This window comes from Pseudomonas duriflava (genome assembly GCF_007830155.1).
Classification (GTDB): domain Bacteria; phylum Pseudomonadota; class Gammaproteobacteria; order Pseudomonadales; family Pseudomonadaceae; genus Chryseomonas; species Chryseomonas duriflava.
The window spans coordinates 472,569-488,845 of record NZ_VLKY01000001.1; the positions used below are offsets into that span (position 1 = coordinate 472,569).

The 16,277-nt window shown below is 55.0% G+C and carries 15 protein-coding genes; 12 read left to right on the forward strand and 3 right to left on the reverse strand.

All coding sequences use genetic code 11. The features are described 5' to 3' along the window. The first annotated feature begins 7 nt into the window (after positions 1-7). From dsbC to IQ22_RS02280, 12 genes are all read left to right on the forward strand, one after another. Complete coding sequence (gene dsbC, locus IQ22_RS02225; RefSeq protein ID WP_145137378.1) at positions 8-736, forward strand: bifunctional protein-disulfide isomerase/oxidoreductase DsbC; 729 nt, start codon at positions 8-10, stop codon at positions 734-736. Between the two features lie 163 nt (positions 737-899). Further along, positions 900-2,204, forward strand: a complete 1,305-nt coding sequence (locus IQ22_RS02230; protein WP_145137381.1) for a homoserine dehydrogenase — start codon at positions 900-902, stop codon at positions 2,202-2,204. 56 nt (positions 2,205-2,260) lie between these two features. After that, positions 2,261-3,670 carry a threonine synthase gene (thrC, locus tag IQ22_RS02235; RefSeq protein ID WP_145137384.1) on the forward strand — a complete coding sequence of 470 codons (1,410 nt, stop codon included), beginning with the start codon at positions 2,261-2,263 and terminating at the stop codon, positions 3,668-3,670. A 254-nt stretch (positions 3,671-3,924) separates the two neighbouring features. Next, positions 3,925-4,464 (forward strand): YaeQ family protein, encoded by a 540-nt coding sequence (locus IQ22_RS02240; protein ID WP_145137387.1) that lies wholly within the window; start codon positions 3,925-3,927, stop codon positions 4,462-4,464. Between the two features lie 99 nt (positions 4,465-4,563). Then, the gene (recJ, locus tag IQ22_RS02245; RefSeq protein ID WP_145137390.1) at positions 4,564-6,279 is read left to right on the forward strand and encodes a single-stranded-DNA-specific exonuclease RecJ; all 1,716 of its coding nucleotides are present in this window, start codon (positions 4,564-4,566) and stop codon (positions 6,277-6,279) included. Positions 6,280-6,382: 103 nt separating this feature from the next. Further along, positions 6,383-7,486, forward strand: coding sequence for an NADH:flavin oxidoreductase/NADH oxidase (locus IQ22_RS02250; protein WP_145137392.1), 1,104 nt, complete (start codon positions 6,383-6,385; stop codon positions 7,484-7,486). Between the two features lie 280 nt (positions 7,487-7,766). Next, the gene (locus IQ22_RS02255) at positions 7,767-8,507 is read left to right on the forward strand and encodes a tellurite resistance TerB family protein (protein ID WP_145137395.1); all 741 of its coding nucleotides are present in this window, start codon (positions 7,767-7,769) and stop codon (positions 8,505-8,507) included. Positions 8,508-8,937: 430 nt separating this feature from the next. Further along, positions 8,938-10,033 (forward strand): peptide chain release factor 2 gene (gene prfB, locus IQ22_RS02260; protein ID WP_145137397.1). Its coding sequence is split into 2 segments (ribosomal slippage): positions 8,938-9,009 and positions 9,011-10,033, totalling 1,095 coding nucleotides; the frame shifts between segments, so codons are not numbered across the junction. Between the two features lie 63 nt (positions 10,034-10,096). Further along, positions 10,097-11,599: a lysine--tRNA ligase gene (lysS, locus tag IQ22_RS02265; RefSeq protein WP_145137400.1), complete on the forward strand. Its 1,503-nt coding sequence runs from the start codon at positions 10,097-10,099 to the stop codon at positions 11,597-11,599. A gap of 121 nt (positions 11,600-11,720) precedes the next feature. Next, positions 11,721-13,016: a flavohemoglobin expression-modulating QEGLA motif protein gene (locus tag IQ22_RS02270; RefSeq protein WP_145137403.1), complete on the forward strand. Its 1,296-nt coding sequence runs from the start codon at positions 11,721-11,723 to the stop codon at positions 13,014-13,016. A gap of 56 nt (positions 13,017-13,072) precedes the next feature. Continuing rightward, positions 13,073-13,813, forward strand: a complete 741-nt coding sequence (locus IQ22_RS02275) for a TIGR00266 family protein (RefSeq protein WP_145137410.1) — start codon at positions 13,073-13,075, stop codon at positions 13,811-13,813. Positions 13,814-13,834: 21 nt separating this feature from the next. Next, the gene (locus tag IQ22_RS02280) at positions 13,835-14,344 is read left to right on the forward strand and encodes an O-acetyl-ADP-ribose deacetylase (RefSeq protein WP_145137413.1); all 510 of its coding nucleotides are present in this window, start codon (positions 13,835-13,837) and stop codon (positions 14,342-14,344) included. Between the two features lie 61 nt (positions 14,345-14,405). On the opposite strand, the gene lptF is transcribed toward IQ22_RS02280, so the two are convergent. From lptF to IQ22_RS02295, 3 genes are all read right to left on the reverse strand, one after another. Further along, complete coding sequence (gene lptF, locus IQ22_RS02285) at positions 14,406-15,179, reverse strand: lipotoxin F family OmpA-related lipoprotein LptF (protein ID WP_145137416.1); 774 nt, start codon at positions 15,177-15,179, stop codon at positions 14,406-14,408. 45 nt (positions 15,180-15,224) lie between these two features. After that, the gene (locus tag IQ22_RS02290; protein ID WP_167654145.1) at positions 15,225-15,662 is read right to left on the reverse strand and encodes a DUF4398 domain-containing protein; all 438 of its coding nucleotides are present in this window, start codon (positions 15,660-15,662) and stop codon (positions 15,225-15,227) included. A 235-nt stretch (positions 15,663-15,897) separates the two neighbouring features. After that, positions 15,898-16,242, reverse strand: coding sequence for a pilin assembly protein (locus tag IQ22_RS02295; RefSeq protein ID WP_145137419.1), 345 nt, complete (start codon positions 16,240-16,242; stop codon positions 15,898-15,900). Positions 16,243-16,277: the final 35 nt, after the last annotated feature.

The window sequence follows — 16,277 nt, forward strand, 5'->3', positions numbered from 1 at the left end:
GTTCTTCATGCGTATATCCCGTTTCGTACTGGCAGCCTGTTTGGGACTGACCAGTGCCTTGGCTGTAGCGGAACCTGAGCAGGCCATTCGTAAGACCTTGAGCACGTTGCAGCCGGGACTCACCGTCGAAGCCATTGAAAAGAGCCCACTAGAGGGTGTTTATCAAGTCCAGCTTGGTGGTGGCAGGGTGCTTTATGCCAGTGAGGATGGTCAGTTCATCATGCAGGGTTACTTATATCAGTTGCAGAATGGTCAGGCTGTCAATCTGACCGAGCAAGCTGAAGGTGCTGCTATCGCCAAGCAAATCAATGCGCTTGATAATCAGCAAATGGTGGTCTTTCCGGCAAAAGGCGAAACGAAAGGTCACGTGACTGTATTTACGGACACGACCTGTCCTTATTGTCAGAAGCTGCACGCTGAGGTGCCTGAGCTTAACAAGCAAGGAATCGAGGTGCGTTATCTCGCGTTTCCTCGGCAGGGATTGGGATCACCAGGGCATAAGCAGCTCGAGGCGGTCTGGTGCGCCACGGATCGTGCGGATGCGATGGAGCGTATGTTCGAAGGTAAAGAAGTCAAATCGCCCTCCTGCGATGATCCTGTTGCCAAACAATTCCAGCTTGGACAGTCCATGGGCATTCAGGGGACACCGGCCATCATTCTGGCCAACGGTCATATCATTCCAGGCTATCAGCCGGCCAAGCAATTGGTTGAGGAAGCGCTGGCGGCTAGCCAGTAAGTTGTCATCTCTTTAGGCCGAGGATCGCTCGGCCTTTTCGTTTCTGTAAGGAAGATTTGCGCCTATCCAGTGAGTCAGGCGGCGTGCTTCAAGGTACACTCGACTTCTTGGTTTTTATCTGCCTGGTATGTACCGCCGAGGCTTATAGCATGGGGAATAATGCGTGAAACCGGTAAAAGTGGGTATATGCGGATTGGGTACCGTCGGTAGCGGTACGTTCAATGTTCTCAAGCGCAACGCTGAAGAAATTGCACGCCGTGCAGGACGTGGCATCGAAGTGGCCCAGATTGCCCAGCGTCGTTCCAACCCCAAGTGCGATACTGGAACCACACCGATTACCAGTGATGTCTTCGCGTTGGTCGATAATCCCGACATCGATATTATTGTCGAGCTGATTGGAGGGTATACGGTCGCCCGCGAACTGGTCATGCGTGCCATCGAAAATGGCAAACATGTCGTAACGGCCAATAAAGCATTGATTGCTGTGCATGGTAACGAGATCTTTGCCAAGGCCCGTGAAAAAGGTGTCATTGTGGCCTTCGAGGCGTCGGTTGCCGGGGGTATTCCGGTCATCAAGGCTTTACGTGAAGGCTTGGCGGCCAACCGGATCAACTGGGTTGCCGGTATCATCAACGGAACGGGCAACTTTATTCTGACCGAGATGCGTGAGAAGGGACGCGCATTTGAGGATGTGCTCAAGGAGGCTCAGGCCCTGGGTTATGCTGAAGCGGATCCGACCTTTGATGTGGAGGGTATCGATGCCGCGCATAAGCTCACTATTCTGGCCTCTATTGCCTTTGGCATTCCGCTGCAGTTCGACAAGGCCTATACCGAGGGCATTGCCCAGCTGACTACCGCTGATGTCGGTTATGCTGAGGCTCTGGGCTACCGGATCAAGCACCTGGGCGTGGCTCGAAGCACGGCCCAAGGTATTGAGTTGCGCGTGCATCCTACCCTGATCCCTGCGGATCGTCTGATCGCCAATGTCAATGGCGTGATGAACGCGGTGATGGTCAATGGCGATGCTGCTGGCTCGACCCTGTTCTATGGCGCAGGCGCCGGCATGGAGCCTACGGCCTCGGCCGTGGTGGCCGATTTGGTCGATGTCGTGCGTGCCATGACTTCGGATCCGGAAAATCGAGTACCGCATCTGGCGTTCCAGCCCGATGCCTTGTCCGATCATCCTGTCTTGCCAATAGAGGCGTGTGAGAGCGCCTATTACTTGCGTATCCAGGCGAAGGATCATCCTGGCGTTCTGGCTCAGGTAGCCAGCATTCTGTCGGAGCGCGGTATCAACATTGAATCGATTATGCAGAAGGAAGCCGAAGAGCATGACGGTTTGGTTCCTATGATTCTGCTGACCCATCGTGTTCTTGAGCAGCACATCAGCGGTGCTATTGAGGCATTGGAAGCGTTGTCCGATGTTATAGGGCCCGTCGTGCGTATTCGCGTTGAACATCTGAACTAATCAGACCCGGCTGGAGATGCCAGCCGACTTGCTGTAGCCACTTGAAGGTTGACCCCATGCGTTACATCAGTACCCGCGGCCAAGCGCCGGCATTGAGTTTTGAAGACGTCCTGCTAACCGGTCTAGCCAGTGACGGTGGCTTGTACGTTCCAGAAAATCTTCCGCGATTTACGGTGGAGGAAATAGCCTCTTGGGCCGGCCTGCCTTACCATGAGCTGGCGTTCCGCATAATGCGCCCTTTCGTTGAGGGTTGTATCGGTGATGCCGACTTCAAGCAAATTCTGGAAGAGACTTACGGTACGTTTGAGCACAGTGCTGTAGCCCCGCTGCGTCAGCTGGGTGCTAACGAATGGGTGCTGGAGTTGTTCCATGGCCCAACCTTGGCCTTCAAGGACTTTGCTCTGCAATTGCTGGGACGCCTGCTGGACCATGTCCTGTCCAAGCGGGGCGAACGAGTAGTGATCATGGGGGCGACGTCTGGCGATACTGGCTCAGCGGCTATCGAAGGATGCCGTCGTTGCGATAACGTCGATATCTTTATTCTGCATCCGTATCAGCGGGTGTCGGAAGTACAGCGCCGTCAGATGACGACGATCCTGGGCGATAACATTCATAACATTGCTATCGAAGGCAACTTCGACGATTGCCAGGAAATGGTGAAGGCAAGCTTTGCCGATCAAGGTTTCTTGAAGGGTACTCGTCTGGTTGCTGTCAATTCGATCAACTGGGCGCGGATCATGGCCCAGATCGTTTATTACTTCCATGCGGCTCTTCAACTGGGCGCTCCGGCACGCTCAGTAGCGTTTTCGGTGCCTACTGGCAATTTTGGCGATATTTTTGCTGGCTATCTGGCACGCAATATGGGCTTGCCAGTCAACCAGCTGATCGTGGCTACCAACCGCAACGATATTCTTCACCGCTTCATGAGTGGCAATCAGTATTTCAAAGACACGTTGCACGCATCGCTTTCACCGTCTATGGATATCATGGTGTCTTCCAACTTCGAGCGCCTATTATTCGATCTGCACGGTCGTAATGGCGTTGCGCTGGCTGAGCTGATGGCAACATTCAAGGCAACAGGCAAACTGTCTATTGAGGAAGATCGCTGGATTGAGGCGCGCAAGCTGTTTGATTCATTGGCTGTCGATGACGAGGCTACCTGTGCCACGATTGCTCAGGTTTTCGAACAAACGGGCGAAGTGCTCGATCCCCATACGGCTATTGGCGTGAAGGCCGCACGGGAATGCCGTCGAAGCCTGTCGACACCAATGGTGGTGCTGGGTACGGCGCATCCAGTCAAATTCCCCGACGCTGTGGAAAAGGCTGGTGTTGGTAAGGCGTTGGAGCTTCCTACGCACTTACGCGATCTATTCCAGCGCGAAGAGCGTTGCACGGTATTGCCCAACGTCTTGGCATCAGTGCAAGCCTTTGTCGCCCAGCATGGTAACCGTGGTAAGCCTCTGTAAGTAACCTCTTGACGGGTATTGCTTGGTACCCGTCAAGACCTACCTGCATTTCGTCTTCTCGTTTTGATCAATTATGTGAAAACATCTCTTGCCAAGAGGTGTTATGGCTCGTGCTTGTACTAGCGTGTGATGCCAGAAGCCCAGCAGCTTTGCGACTCTTTAGTAGTTCAGCAGCAAGCGTTGCTGGTCGGCCTATATGAATCCGCATAGACTTTCGCGGTAAACTTGTCGGCTTTCCTTTCGAGCGGACCCTTATGGCCCTGCAAGCCACACCTTATAAAGTCGAACTGAACCTAACCGATCTGGATCGCAGCGTTTACGAAAACCTTCGTTTCACTGTGGCTCGTCATCCTTCGGAGACTGAAGAACGATTGGCGGTACGGATTCTGGGGTATGCCCTGTGGTACGGCGAACACCTTTCCTTTGGCCGTGGCCTGTCGGACGTCGATGAGCCGGCATTATGGGAAAAGAGTCTGGATGATCGTGTACTGCACTGGATCGAAGTAGGGCAGCCTGATGCAGATCGGCTCGTATGGTGTTCGCGGCGGACCGAGCGGGTGAGTCTGTTGGCTTATGGCAACATGCGCGTCTGGCAAGGCAAGGTAGTCGACGCGGTGAAGATGTTGAAGAATTTGAACATCGCTGCCGTACCCGCTGAGGTTCTGAGCGTACTGGCTACGGATTTGCCCCGCTCGATCAGCTGGAGCGTAATGATCAGCGAGGGAACGGTCTTTGTGACCGATGAGCGTGGCCAGCATGAGCTGCAGCTCGAATGGCTCATGGGCGAACGCTAGTAGCGGTGTGCGCTGTGTCTGAAAGGCTCACTTGAGAGAATGGTCTGGGCTCCTATATAAATCACTAGACAACCCCTTATTTAACCAACCGAGTAATCGATGCGTATCGAACTTCGCTCCGTGCCGGAGACGCTGCCTGACCTGGGCGAATTGCCGTCGCTACTGACCCGCCTCTATGCTGCTCGAGGAGTCAAAAGTATCGACGAGCTCGAAAAGGGCTTGGCGCGTCTGCATCCCTATCGCTTGTTCAAAGGGATGGATGCAGCAGTAGAGTTGCTTGTCGATGCGTTGGAAAAGCGCGAACGGATTCTGGTGGTTGGTGACTTCGATGCTGATGGGGCGACAGCCACTACAGTAGCGGTGCTGGCCTTGCGCAGCCTAGGGGCTGCCTGGGTCGATTATTTAGTGCCGAACCGGTTCGAATATGGCTATGGGTTGACGCCTGAGATCGTTGCCGTAGCGAAGGAGCGACAGCCCGATTTACTGGTGACAGTGGACAACGGTATTTCCAGTATTGAGGGTGTCGAGGCGGCTAAAGCTGCTGGCATGCGTGTACTGGTTACGGATCACCACCTACCTGGCGCACAGTTGCCAGAAGCCGATGCCATTGTTAATCCAAATCAGCCGGACTGTGAGTTTCCCAGCAAGTGCATCGCAGGTGTCGGTGTGATCTTCTACGTCATGTTGGCCTTACGGACGCGGTTGAGGGAGGCCGGCTGGTTTGATGCGCTGCGTGTGCCTGAGCCTAATCTGGCCGAGTTGCTGGATCTGGTCGCACTGGGTAGTGTGGCGGATGTAGTGCCACTGGATGCTAACAACCGCATCCTGGTGCATCAGGGACTGGCGCGCATTCGGGCAGGTCGAGCCCGGCCGGGCTTGCGTGCTTTGCTGGAGATCGCTAAGCGTCAGCCCAGCAAGGTGACCTCGACAGATCTGGGGTTTATCCTGGGGCCGCGCCTCAACGCAGCAGGCCGTCTCGATGACATGTCGCTGGGAATCGAATGCTTGCTCTGTGAGGATGAGTCGCTGGCCCGTGACATGGCTGTTCAGCTCGACCAGCTGAATCAGGACCGTAAAACTATCGAACAGGGTATGCAGCGGGAAGCGCTGGCGCAGCTCAAGGATTTGCCCAAGGATAATTTGCCTTTCGGCCTATGCCTGTTTGATCCCGAATGGCATCAAGGCGTGATTGGTATTCTCGCTTCACGTCTGAAGGAGCGTTACCACCGGCCCACACTGGCCTTTGCCGATGCAGGAGAGGGCATGCTCAAGGGCTCGGCTCGTTCGGTGCCGGGCTTTCATATTCGCGATGCGCTCGATGCGATTGCGGCTAAGCATCCAGGCCTGATCACTAAATTTGGCGGTCATGCTATGGCGGCGGGACTGTCTTTGCCGCAAGAGAACTTTGGCGCTTTCTCCGCAGCGTTTGATGCTGAAGTACGGCGTCATCTGGTTGAGGATGATCTGACGGGACGGCTTTATTCTGACGGTACGCTGGAAGTAGATGAGTTCTGTCTGGAGATTGCTCGTTCTCTCAAGCACGCTGGCCCGTGGGGGCAGCATTTCCCCGAGCCGATGTTTGATGGCGTCTTTGAGTTAGTACAGCAGCGGATCGTGGGCGAGCGACATCTCAAGCTGGTACTCAAAAGTGAATGTGGTCGTGTCCAGCTGGACGGGATCGCTTTCAATATCAACCGTGAAGTCTGGCCCAATCCTCAGATTCGCTGGGCGGAAGTGGCGTATCGGCTGGATGTGAATGAATACCGTGGGCAGGAAAGTGTTCAGCTGATTATTACCCATTTAGCTCCTCGCTAAATGGGTATGGGTGAAGGCGTGATCCGTCGCGTGTTGCAACTGAAATGATCGTTCCGGCAAAGTGAGGCTCTAATGAACTCCAGCCACACTGCCGAGAATGATCATGAGCAAGCTTTTTGAGCCTCTTACGCTGCGTCAACTGACGCTTCCTAACCGTATCGTCGTATCTCCTATGTGTCAGTATTCCAGCGAAGACGGCTTCGCCAATGACTGGCATCTGGTGCATTTGGGTAGCCGTGCTGTTGGCGGGGCGGGACTGGTGATCAGTGAGGCCACAGCCGTAACACCTGAAGGACGTATCACCCCTCAGGACCTCGGGCTGTGGAAAGACGAACAGATCGAGCCGCTACGCCGGATCACACAGTTCATTCAATCTCAAGGCGCTGTGCCGGGTATTCAGCTCGCCCATGCCGGCCGTAAGGCCAGTACCTGGCGCCCTTGGGAAGGCAAGCACGGTAGTGTTCCTGTCGCGGAAGGCGGCTGGATTCCTGTAGCTCCGTCGGCCATTGCGTTTGATCCACAACATACCCGCCCAACCGAGTTGGATGCCAGTGGTATCGCTGCTATTACCCAAGCCTTTGTAAGCACAGCCGAGCGTGCTCTGGCAGCGGGTTTCAAGGTGGCCGAGGTTCATGCAGCTCATGGTTATCTGTTGCATCAGTTCTTGTCACCGATTTCAAATCAGCGCAGCGACCAGTATGGCGGTAGCTTTGATAACCGTATCCGCCTTCTTTTGGAAGTAACGCAGGCAGTGCGTAACGTCTGGCCGGACGAACTTCCACTCTTCGTACGGCTATCTGCAACCGACTGGGTTGAGGACGGTTGGGATGTTGAAGAAACAGTGGAATTGGCCAAACGGCTCAAGCCATTAGGCGTTGATCTGATTGATGTTTCTTCTGGTGGTACGGCAGCCAATGCCGAGATTCCGGTAGGGCCAGGCTATCAAACGCAGTTTGCCGAGCGGGTACGCAAGGAGGCCGGTATCGCCAGTGGCGCCGTCGGTATGATTACTGACGCGGCTCAGGCCGAGCACATTATCCGTACCGGGCAGGCCGATGTGGTGCTGTTGGCTCGTGAACTCCTGCGTGATCCGCACTGGCCGCTCCAGGCGGCAGAGGCTCTACGCGATAACGTTTCCTGGCCAGCTCAGTATGTGCGGGCTGCGCACCGGGATACCCCTCTTCGTAAACCGCTATCCTTTGAGTAAAAAGGAGGGAGGGCGGCTCTGGCTGCCCGCCTTCTTGCCTTAGGTAAGCTTGATTTTCAAAGGATTCTCACGAGGAAAACCCACAGGCATCTCCTGTGGATACAGCCACTGTGGTAATGATCTATAAAACAGCGCGTGTTCTTGGATGTTTTGAGACCTGCTGTTGGATAAACAGAACGCTGCTTATTGCAACATTCCGCAGCATTCGCTCGTCAGGTCCATGAAACGTCTGGCCTTTCGATGTGCCTTATTCATATTGGCCATTGAATGGGAGACAGACATGCAAACACGTGGCTTGCTGGATCAGTTACTCAAAACAGGGCAGGACATGCTTGCCAAGCAGGGCGGTTTGTCTGGTGCACTCGGAAAGCTTAACCAAGGCAAGATGAACAACCAAGCCCGTAAAACCTCTCAGACCAGTGACCCGTTGGGCGGTATGCTCTCAAGCGCTGGCGGCGGCGCAATGGCTGCTAGTGTGTTGGGCATGTTGCTACGCAACAAGCGCGGCAGGCGGATGGGGGGAATGGGGTCAATGGCCAAATATGGCGGCTTGGCTGCCCTTGGTATGTTGGCCTATCAAGCTTATACAAATTGGCAAAAGAGTCAGGCCAACGCGCCTCAAAGCGAACCGCAAACAGTGGATCGTGCGCCTGAAGGTAAAGTGGAGCAGCACAGCCAAGCCATTCTCAGGGCATTAATCGCGGCGGCAAAGGCTGATGGGCATATCGATGAGCAGGAGCGGCAGCTGATCGACGCGGAAATGAAAACGCACGCAGCAGATGATCCCGAGCTTCAGAGCTGGCTGCGTCAGGAAATCAATAAGCCACTGGATCCTGCTGAGATTGCAGCGGGTGCCAAGACTCCAGAAATGGCTGCCGAGATATATCTGGCCAGCGTACTGATGGCCGATGATCAGCAGTTTATGGAGAAAGCCTATCTGGATGAACTGGCGCGTCACCTTAACCTTGATCCGGGTTTGCGAGCCGAGTTGGACAGCAAGGCCAAAGGTACGAGTGCATAGTCATGAAAGAGGTCAGGCTGCTCGTTAAGTGGCCTGACCCATCAATAATGTTTGGTGGCGTTCGCATACTTCCAGCAAAAAGTCCCAGACTGCTCTTGGCCGCATGGTCAGTGCAGTTCACGTCGGCAAGACATCCAGTAATGTCGAATGATCTTCTCCTGCGGCAATACAGGCTTTAGCAGAGGATCCCGACTGCCCAGGTGGTGAGGCAGGATAGCGAGGCCAATTCCTGCTGGTCTGCTATTTCTACGCGAAACCCGACATGTCGATATCCATGCCACTTGATTGTCATAGCGCGACGCCGGATCTGTCCGGTGCCGCGAACCTAGCTTTTATTCAAGACGAACAAACATGGCAAAGGCTGCCGGTTCGCAGCCTATTACAGTATACTCGCCGGCTTTTCCACGTTTTCCGCGAGTGATTGCCAGCCATGGAAATCAACCCGATTCTGAATAGCATCAAAGACCTTACCGGACGTACCCAGACCATTCGGGGGTATCTTTGACTACGATCTGAAAAAAGATCGTCTGACCGAAGTCGAGCGTGAGCTCGAAGATCCGAACGTCTGGAACAAGCCCGAATACGCTCAAAGCCTCGGCAAGGAGCGCGCGCAGCTGGCTCAAGTGGTCGAGACCCTTGACGAGCTCTCCGGCGGCTTGGCTGACGCGGGCGACCTGCTAGAAATGGCCGCCGAGGAAAACGATGAAGGGGCCGTTAACGATGTGGCCACCGAAGTCGAGCGCCTGCGCGAAATCCTCGAAAAACTAGAGTTCCGTCGCATGTTCAGTGGCGAGATGGACCAGAACAACGCCTACCTTGATATCCAGGCTGGTTCCGGCGGTACGGAAGCCCAGGACTGGGCGAATATGCTGCTGCGTATGTACTTGCGCTGGGCCGACAAGCACGGCTTCGAGACGACTATCATGGAGTTGTCCGAAGGTGAAGTGGCGGGTATCAAGGGCGCGACCGTCCATGTGAAGGGCGAGTATGCGTTCGGCTGGCTCAAGACCGAAATCGGTGTACACCGTCTGGTCCGTAAGAGTCCTTTCGATTCGGGTAACCGCCGCCATACCTCGTTCACGGCTGTCTTCGTCTCTCCGGAAATCGATGACAATATCGAAATCGAGATTAATCCAGCTGACCTGCGGATCGACACCTATCGCTCCTCCGGTGCAGGTGGACAACACGTTAATACCACCGACTCGGCGGTGCGGATTACCCACGTACCGACCAACACCGTTGTAAGCTGCCAGAACGAGCGTTCCCAGCACGCCAACAAGGACACCGCCATGAAGATGCTGCGGGCCAAGTTGTACGAGCAGGAAATGCAGAAGCGCACCGCTGCGTCCCAGGCATTGGAAGATTCCAAGTCCGATATCGGCTGGGGCCACCAGATCCGCTCCTATGTACTCGACCAGTCGCGGATCAAGGATCTGCGCACCGGTATTGAGAACAGCAACTGTGACGCAGTGCTGGATGGCGACCTGGACGAGTTCATCGAAGCCAGCCTCAAGCAAGGCCTGTAACGCTACCTTAAATACGCCCTCTCGCCAAAAGAGGGCCGACCCCGTGATGGAAATACCCAGACCATGAGCGAACAACCTCTAGACCAACATGCCCAAGAGCAGGAACAGAACAAGCTGATTGCCCTGCGCAAGGAAAAGCTTGCTGCCCTGCGCGCCGAACAGCGCATTGTCTTCCCGAACGATTTCCGCCGCGATAGCTACTGCGCGGATCTGCAGAAAGCCTACGAAGGCAAGAGCAAGGAAGAGCTGGCCGAGGCGGGTATCAAGGTCAAGATTGCCGGGCGTATCATGCTCAACCGCGGCGCGTTCATGGTGCTTCAGGACATGACTGGCCGGCTTCAAGTCTATGTGGACCGCAAGAAACTGCCGGCAGAAACCCTGGAAGCGATCAAAACCTGGGACTTGGGCGATATCATCGCGGCTGAGGGCTCGCTGGCTCGTTCCGGCAAGGGCGACCTGTATGTAGATATGGACAATGTCCGTCTGCTGACCAAATCCCTGCGTCCTCTGCCTGACAAGCATCACGGCCTGACCGATACCGAGATGCGCTACCGTCAGCGCTACGTCGACCTGATCGTCAACGAAGACGTCCGCCATACCTTCCGTGTACGCTCGCAAGTGATCGCTCACATCCGCCAGTTCCTGCGTGATCGTGACTTCCTCGAAGTCGAAACGCCTATGCTGCAGACCATTCCGGGCGGTGCGGCGGCCAAGCCATTCGAAACGCACCACAATGCGCTGGATATCGATATGTTCCTGCGTATCGCTCCAGAGCTTTATCTGAAGCGCCTCGTGGTGGGTGGCTTCGAGCGCGTATTCGAGATCAACCGCAACTTCCGTAACGAAGGCGTATCGACTCGGCATAATCCTGAGTTCACCATGCTTGAGTTCTACCAGGCGTATGCCGACTACGAAGACAACATGGACCTGACCGAGGAGTTGTTCCGCGAGCTGGCCATGGCGGTTCTAGGTACAACTGATGTGCCGTACCAGGGCAAGGTCTTCCACTTCGGTGAGCCGTTTGCACGCTTGTCCGTGTTCGACTCGATCCTGAAGTACAACCCTGAGATCAGCGATGATGATCTGCGTGACATCGAAAAAGCACGGGCGATCGCCAAGAAGGCTGGAGCGGACGTCAAGGGCTTCGAAGGGCTTGGCAAGTTGCAAACCATGATTTTCGAAGAGCTGGTCGAGCATAAACTGGAACAGCCTACCTTCATCACTCAGTATCCGTTTGAGGTTTCGCCGCTGGCCCGTCGTAACGACGAAAACCCCAGCGTGACTGATCGCTTCGAGCTGTTCATTGGTGGTCGTGAAATTGCCAACGCCTATTCCGAGCTTAACGATGCGGAAGACCAGGCCGAGCGCTTCCATGCTCAGGTGGCTGACAAGGACGCCGGTGATGACGAAGCCATGCATTTCGATGCCGACTTCGTGGCCGCGCTGGAGTACGGCATGCCACCGGCGGCAGGTGAGGGCATTGGTATTGACCGTCTGGTCATGTTGCTAACCGATTCTCCATCGATTCGCGATGTGATCCTGTTCCCGCATATGCGCCCGCTGTAAGTACAACTCGTTCTAACAGAAAGAACCGCCTCCTGAGGGCGGTTCTTTCGTTTTAGACCCTGCTAAGGCGATAAGCTATTCTGCACGTGTAAGGGGTTGTCTTCCCTGTCATGAGGTAGACATGAATTCACGCAAGGTGAAAAGTCAGTATCACGAAACAATCCGTACGTTGTCCGACCGCATCGTTGCCGCACAGGCGCCTATTCGAATTCTCGATGCGGTGAAGTGGGACGATAATGTCAAACAAGGATTTCTGGACGGAAAAGGTAAACGACTGCCAAATATCGACCGCGCCTACTACGATCAGCGTCCGCTCGGGTTTGATCCAGATGAGGTCAAGGGCGAGTTTCAGAGCATCGAGCGGGAGGTTACGCGTCATCTTGGGCAATTCAGCCCGGTCGGGCAGATCATGCGCCGGATGTGCCGCGAGTATCGGATGGTAGTGCGCATGCTGCAAGCGCGAGGCACGCGGGATTTTGGGCTGATCTCCCAAGAGCTTTACGGTGCCGCCTCCGATGCATTCCATGCAGGTGATCCGACGCTAGCGGACCTGGGTATGATGATGTCGGATTATCTCAACAACATCGACAAGCGCAGCGACCTGAAGGACGAACCCAAAACCCTGACTGCCAAAGAGGCCGCGCCTATTCTGCAGCACCGGTTGAACGCGGTGTTTGGGGAAGATGAAGGCACTATTCGGGTGTTCGAATCCGATGGCATCGTCGCTGACGCTGCAGCCGGAGCCGACTACATCAAAATCCGGGCCGATGCGATGTTCAATGAACGCGATATCCGTGCCCTGGAAGTGCATGAGGGGCTGGTTCATGTAGGAACAACGTTGAATGGTCAGAATCAGCCGATCTGCACGTTTCTCTCAAAGGGCCCGCCATCGTCCACCGTTACCCAGGAGGGTCTGGCCATTCTCATGGAGGTTATTGCGTTCGCCTCCTATCCGTCACGGCTGCGCAAGCTGACCAACCGGACGCGCGCCATTCATATGGCTGAAGAGGGTGCAGATTTCCTTGATATCTTTCGATTTTACGAGGAACAAGGATATAGCCTTGAGGATGGCTATCAGAACGCCAGTCGCGTCTTCCGGGGTTCGATTCCTAACGAGTTGCCCTTCACCAAGGATCTGTCCTACCTCAAAGGCTTTATCTTGGTTTACAACTATATCCAGCTGGCCGTACGCAAGGGTAAGGTCGAACAGATTCCATTGCTCTTTTGTGGCAAGACGACCCTCGAAGACATGCGCATTCTTAGCCAATTGGTGGATGAGGGCTTGGTTGCTCCACCCAAGTATCTTCCGCCGCAATTTCAGGATCTTAATGCCCTGTCAGCCTGGATGTGTTTCTCCAACTTCCTGAACCATCTGAGCCTGGATCGGATCGAAGCGGACTACGCCAACATTCTCTAAGGTCAGCGCTGGCGGCTATCAATGCTGCCAGCCCGCCGCTATACAGGAGTTTCATCATGCCCAGCCATCAGATCGACTACCGCATCATCGGCGAGTCTATGCAAGCCGTCGAAATCGGGCTCGATCCCGGCGAGACTGTGATTGCCGAGGCGGGCGCGATGACCTACATGGAAGAGGACATCGACTTCACGGCGCGGATGGGCGATGGATCCGGTAGCATGCTTGGTAAGCTCTGGGGAGCAGGTAAGCGCATGCTAGGCGGCGAGTCTCTGTTCATGACTCATTTCACGAACGAGGGCAAGCGCAAGCGGCATGTGGCCTTTGCGGCGCCTTACCCAGGCCATGTCGTTCCGGTGGACTTGGCTGCCGTGGGTGGAACCCTGTTCTGCCAGCGCGATGCGTTCCTATGCGCTGCCCGAGGAACACGGGTTGGGGTCGCCTTTACCAAGCGACTCGGGGCCAGCTTCTTTGGTGGTGAGGGTTTCATTCTTGAAAAGCTGGAAGGCGACGGTCTCGCCTTCATGCATGCTGGCGGTACGGTGATCCGTAAGGATCTGAACGGTGAAATGTTACGGTTGGATACTGGGTGTCTAGTCGGCTTTACCGCAGGAATCGACTACAGCATCAAACTTGCTGGTGGATTGCGCAGCATGCTGTTTGGAGGCGAAGGAATGATGCTTACGACACTCAAGGGCCGCGGCTCCGTCTGGATTCAGACGCTTCCGTTTTCGCGTCTGGCCGAGCGGGTCTACGAGGCGACGACCAAAGCACAGGAAGAGCAGGGCAACAGTAACTAGGCCAAAACAAGGCAGGTTTCTATGCATATCCAGGTGTGGCAGGGAGACATCACTTCGCTCGAAGTGGATGTTATCGTCAATGCTGCTAATGAGAGCTTATTAGGTGGCGGAGGCGTCGACGGAGCGATCCATCGTGCTGCAGGGCCGGAGTTGCTTGAGTATTGCCGCCGTTTAGGCGGTTGCCCAACGGGTGAGGCACGCTTGACGCCCGGTTTCAATCTGCTGGCTCGTTTCATCGTACATACAGTAGGCCCGGTCTGGCAGGGCGGACAGCACGACGAAGCACGCCTGTTAGCGAAGTGTTATCGTAATGCCTTGGCCCTGGCAGAGAGTGTCGATGCACATTCCATTGCGTTTCCAGCGATCAGTTGCGGCGTTTATGGCTACCCGGCTGAACACGCCGCCGCGCTGGCCGTAAAAGTGTTGAGCGAACCCAGGCCAACAGGCAGTGCGGTGCAGAGTGTTCTGCTAGTGGCCTACTCAGAGGCGATGCATCAGATACTTGAGCAGGCGATAGCCACTGGTGGTTGATATCGTGTCCTTATGAAAAAGCCCGGCATAAGAGCCGGGCCTATTCAATAAAACGCTTGGCTTACATACGTGGCGCAACCGGATTGGCGTCGTTCGAGATAGTAACTTCGACACGACGGTTCATGGCGCGATCTGCAGGCGTAGAGTTGCTGGCGACCGGGAAGGCCTCGCCATAACCACGCGTCACGATGCGAGCAGGCGAAACGCCCATGCTGACCAGGGCAGTGCGGATGGCATTCGCGCGGCGCTCAGACAACTGCTGGTTGTAGGAGTCCGAACCTGTGCTATCGGTATAGCCCTCAACAATGACCTGACGCTCCGGGTTCTGCTGCAGGAAGTTGGCCAACTGCTGGACATTGGCCATACCGGCTGGTTTGAGAGTAGCTTGATCCAGATCGAACAGCACATTGCCAAAGGTCACGACAGTGCCACGATCGGTCTGCTTGGCATTAAGCTGGCTTTGCAGCTGCTTAAGCTGAGCCGTGCGCGCGTCTAGACGAGCCTGGGTACGCTGGGCATCAACACTCTGAAGCTCCTGCTCAGTCATACGCAGCTTAACGGTTTGCATGGCCGTCTGGATGCGTTGGCTAGCTAGGTAAGCCAAATGGTCGACTTTTTCCTGGTTGGCACCATCCCTATAGGCCTTGCTAGCTTTGTCTACCCATTCGCCGGCTTCTTTAGTTTCCAAGGCGGCAAGTTGAGAGGACTGTGGTTGAGCCTGGAGGGCTGCATAGTCAGCCTGGGCTTTTTCAAGGGTGGGGTTAGGTGGTGTAGAGCACGCTGCCAGAGCAATACTCAAGGCTGAAATTGCGGGGATCAGTAGGTGTTTACGCATAACATTCATCCTTAACGAAAAGAACAAGAAGAGATAGCGGAAGAGTTACTGCTGACCCTGCTTTTTCAATAGCTGGGTATTGATCATCCCTTCTTCGCGAATCTGCTGGATGCTCTTCTGGGCGTCCTGGAGGGCAGCCTCGGCTTTGGCGGCCTGAGTCTTACGCGTAGCCAGACGGGCATCCCACTCAGCCTGCTCAGCCAGTTTCTTAGCCTTTTCGTAGTCTTCTTGAGTCATTGCGGTCTGGGCCTGCGTCCACTTTTCCTGAGCGGATTTGGTCTCGACCGGTGCGTATTGATTACCGCCACCGCTGACAGCCTCGTTAACAGCTGACTGGGTAACCGCCATCTGCTCGGTGGGCGGGTTGCCGGCACAACCTGTTAGGACTAGCGCGCTGCCAAGGGCTAGCGCCGCGATTTTCAGCCCACAGGCTTTCTGTATCGATTTTTTGGCAGTTAGTGCATTCATATCACTCAGCTCCATGTAGTAATCCAACAGCTAGGAAGTCCTGGCTGGTAGGCTAGCCGAGGCCTTTTCCTGCTACGTGAATCAAATGACCCGTCATCAGATCAAAGGTCATTAACAAAAGGCCTCTTGAATAACGGCTATTTTATGGACTTACCTACAACAATGAACGTTCACCAGATGTGAAAAAAACATGAAAATGCCGAGTCACTGCTGCCGTGCTATTTGTCCACTCTAGGAAAAGCCGAGGCGGTTATTCTTGGGGCTGAGCATCTGCCTGGCTGAGCTGCTTCAGGTACTTGCGCGATAACTCAAGAAAGCGGGGCGTAGGACCAACATCCTCGTAAATCGGATCGCCCAACTCATCGGTTGCTACCACCGTCGTACCTTTCACATAAGGAAAATGAGCTTCCAGGTCGGCCAGCGCTGCACTGACCAGTTCCGACAGCAGCTCTTCGACGCTGCGCTTGGGATACATTTCATGCAAGGCATGCAACCGGGCTGCCGACTCGATGTCAAGAACGAGATTGTACTGGGCGTGACTCATGCGCCCGGTAGCAGTTTGTTCCCATTCTTTGACCAATTCACTGATTTTCATATGACACCTCCTTTGCATCCGTTTCATTACCGATA

Bases quoted from the DNA above. Each gene is read 5' to 3' on its own strand.
- lysS (WP_145137400.1), top strand. From the start codon at position 10,097: ATGAGCGAACAACCTCTAGACCAACATGCCCAAGAGCAGGAACAGAAC.
- recJ (WP_145137390.1), top strand. From the start codon at position 4,564: ATGCGTATCGAACTTCGCTCCGTGCCGGAGACGCTGCCTGACCTGGGC.
- IQ22_RS02250 (WP_145137392.1), top strand. From the start codon at position 6,383: ATGAGCAAGCTTTTTGAGCCTCTTACGCTGCGTCAACTGACGCTTCCT.
- lptF (WP_145137416.1), bottom strand. From the start codon at position 15,179: ATGCGTAAACACCTACTGATCCCCGCAATTTCAGCCTTGAGTATTGCT.
- IQ22_RS02270 (WP_145137403.1), top strand. From the start codon at position 11,721: ATGAATTCACGCAAGGTGAAAAGTCAGTATCACGAAACAATCCGTACG.
- IQ22_RS02255 (WP_145137395.1), top strand. From the start codon at position 7,767: ATGCAAACACGTGGCTTGCTGGATCAGTTACTCAAAACAGGGCAGGAC.
- dsbC (WP_145137378.1), top strand. From the start codon at position 8: ATGCGTATATCCCGTTTCGTACTGGCAGCCTGTTTGGGACTGACCAGT.
- IQ22_RS02275 (WP_145137410.1), top strand. From the start codon at position 13,073: ATGCCCAGCCATCAGATCGACTACCGCATCATCGGCGAGTCTATGCAA.
- IQ22_RS02290 (WP_167654145.1), bottom strand. From the start codon at position 15,662: ATGGAGCTGAGTGATATGAATGCACTAACTGCCAAAAAATCGATACAG.
- IQ22_RS02295 (WP_145137419.1), bottom strand. From the start codon at position 16,242: ATGAAAATCAGTGAATTGGTCAAAGAATGGGAACAAACTGCTACCGGG.
- thrC (WP_145137384.1), top strand. From the start codon at position 2,261: ATGCGTTACATCAGTACCCGCGGCCAAGCGCCGGCATTGAGTTTTGAA.
- IQ22_RS02280 (WP_145137413.1), top strand. From the start codon at position 13,835: ATGCATATCCAGGTGTGGCAGGGAGACATCACTTCGCTCGAAGTGGAT.
- IQ22_RS02240 (WP_145137387.1), top strand. From the start codon at position 3,925: ATGGCCCTGCAAGCCACACCTTATAAAGTCGAACTGAACCTAACCGAT.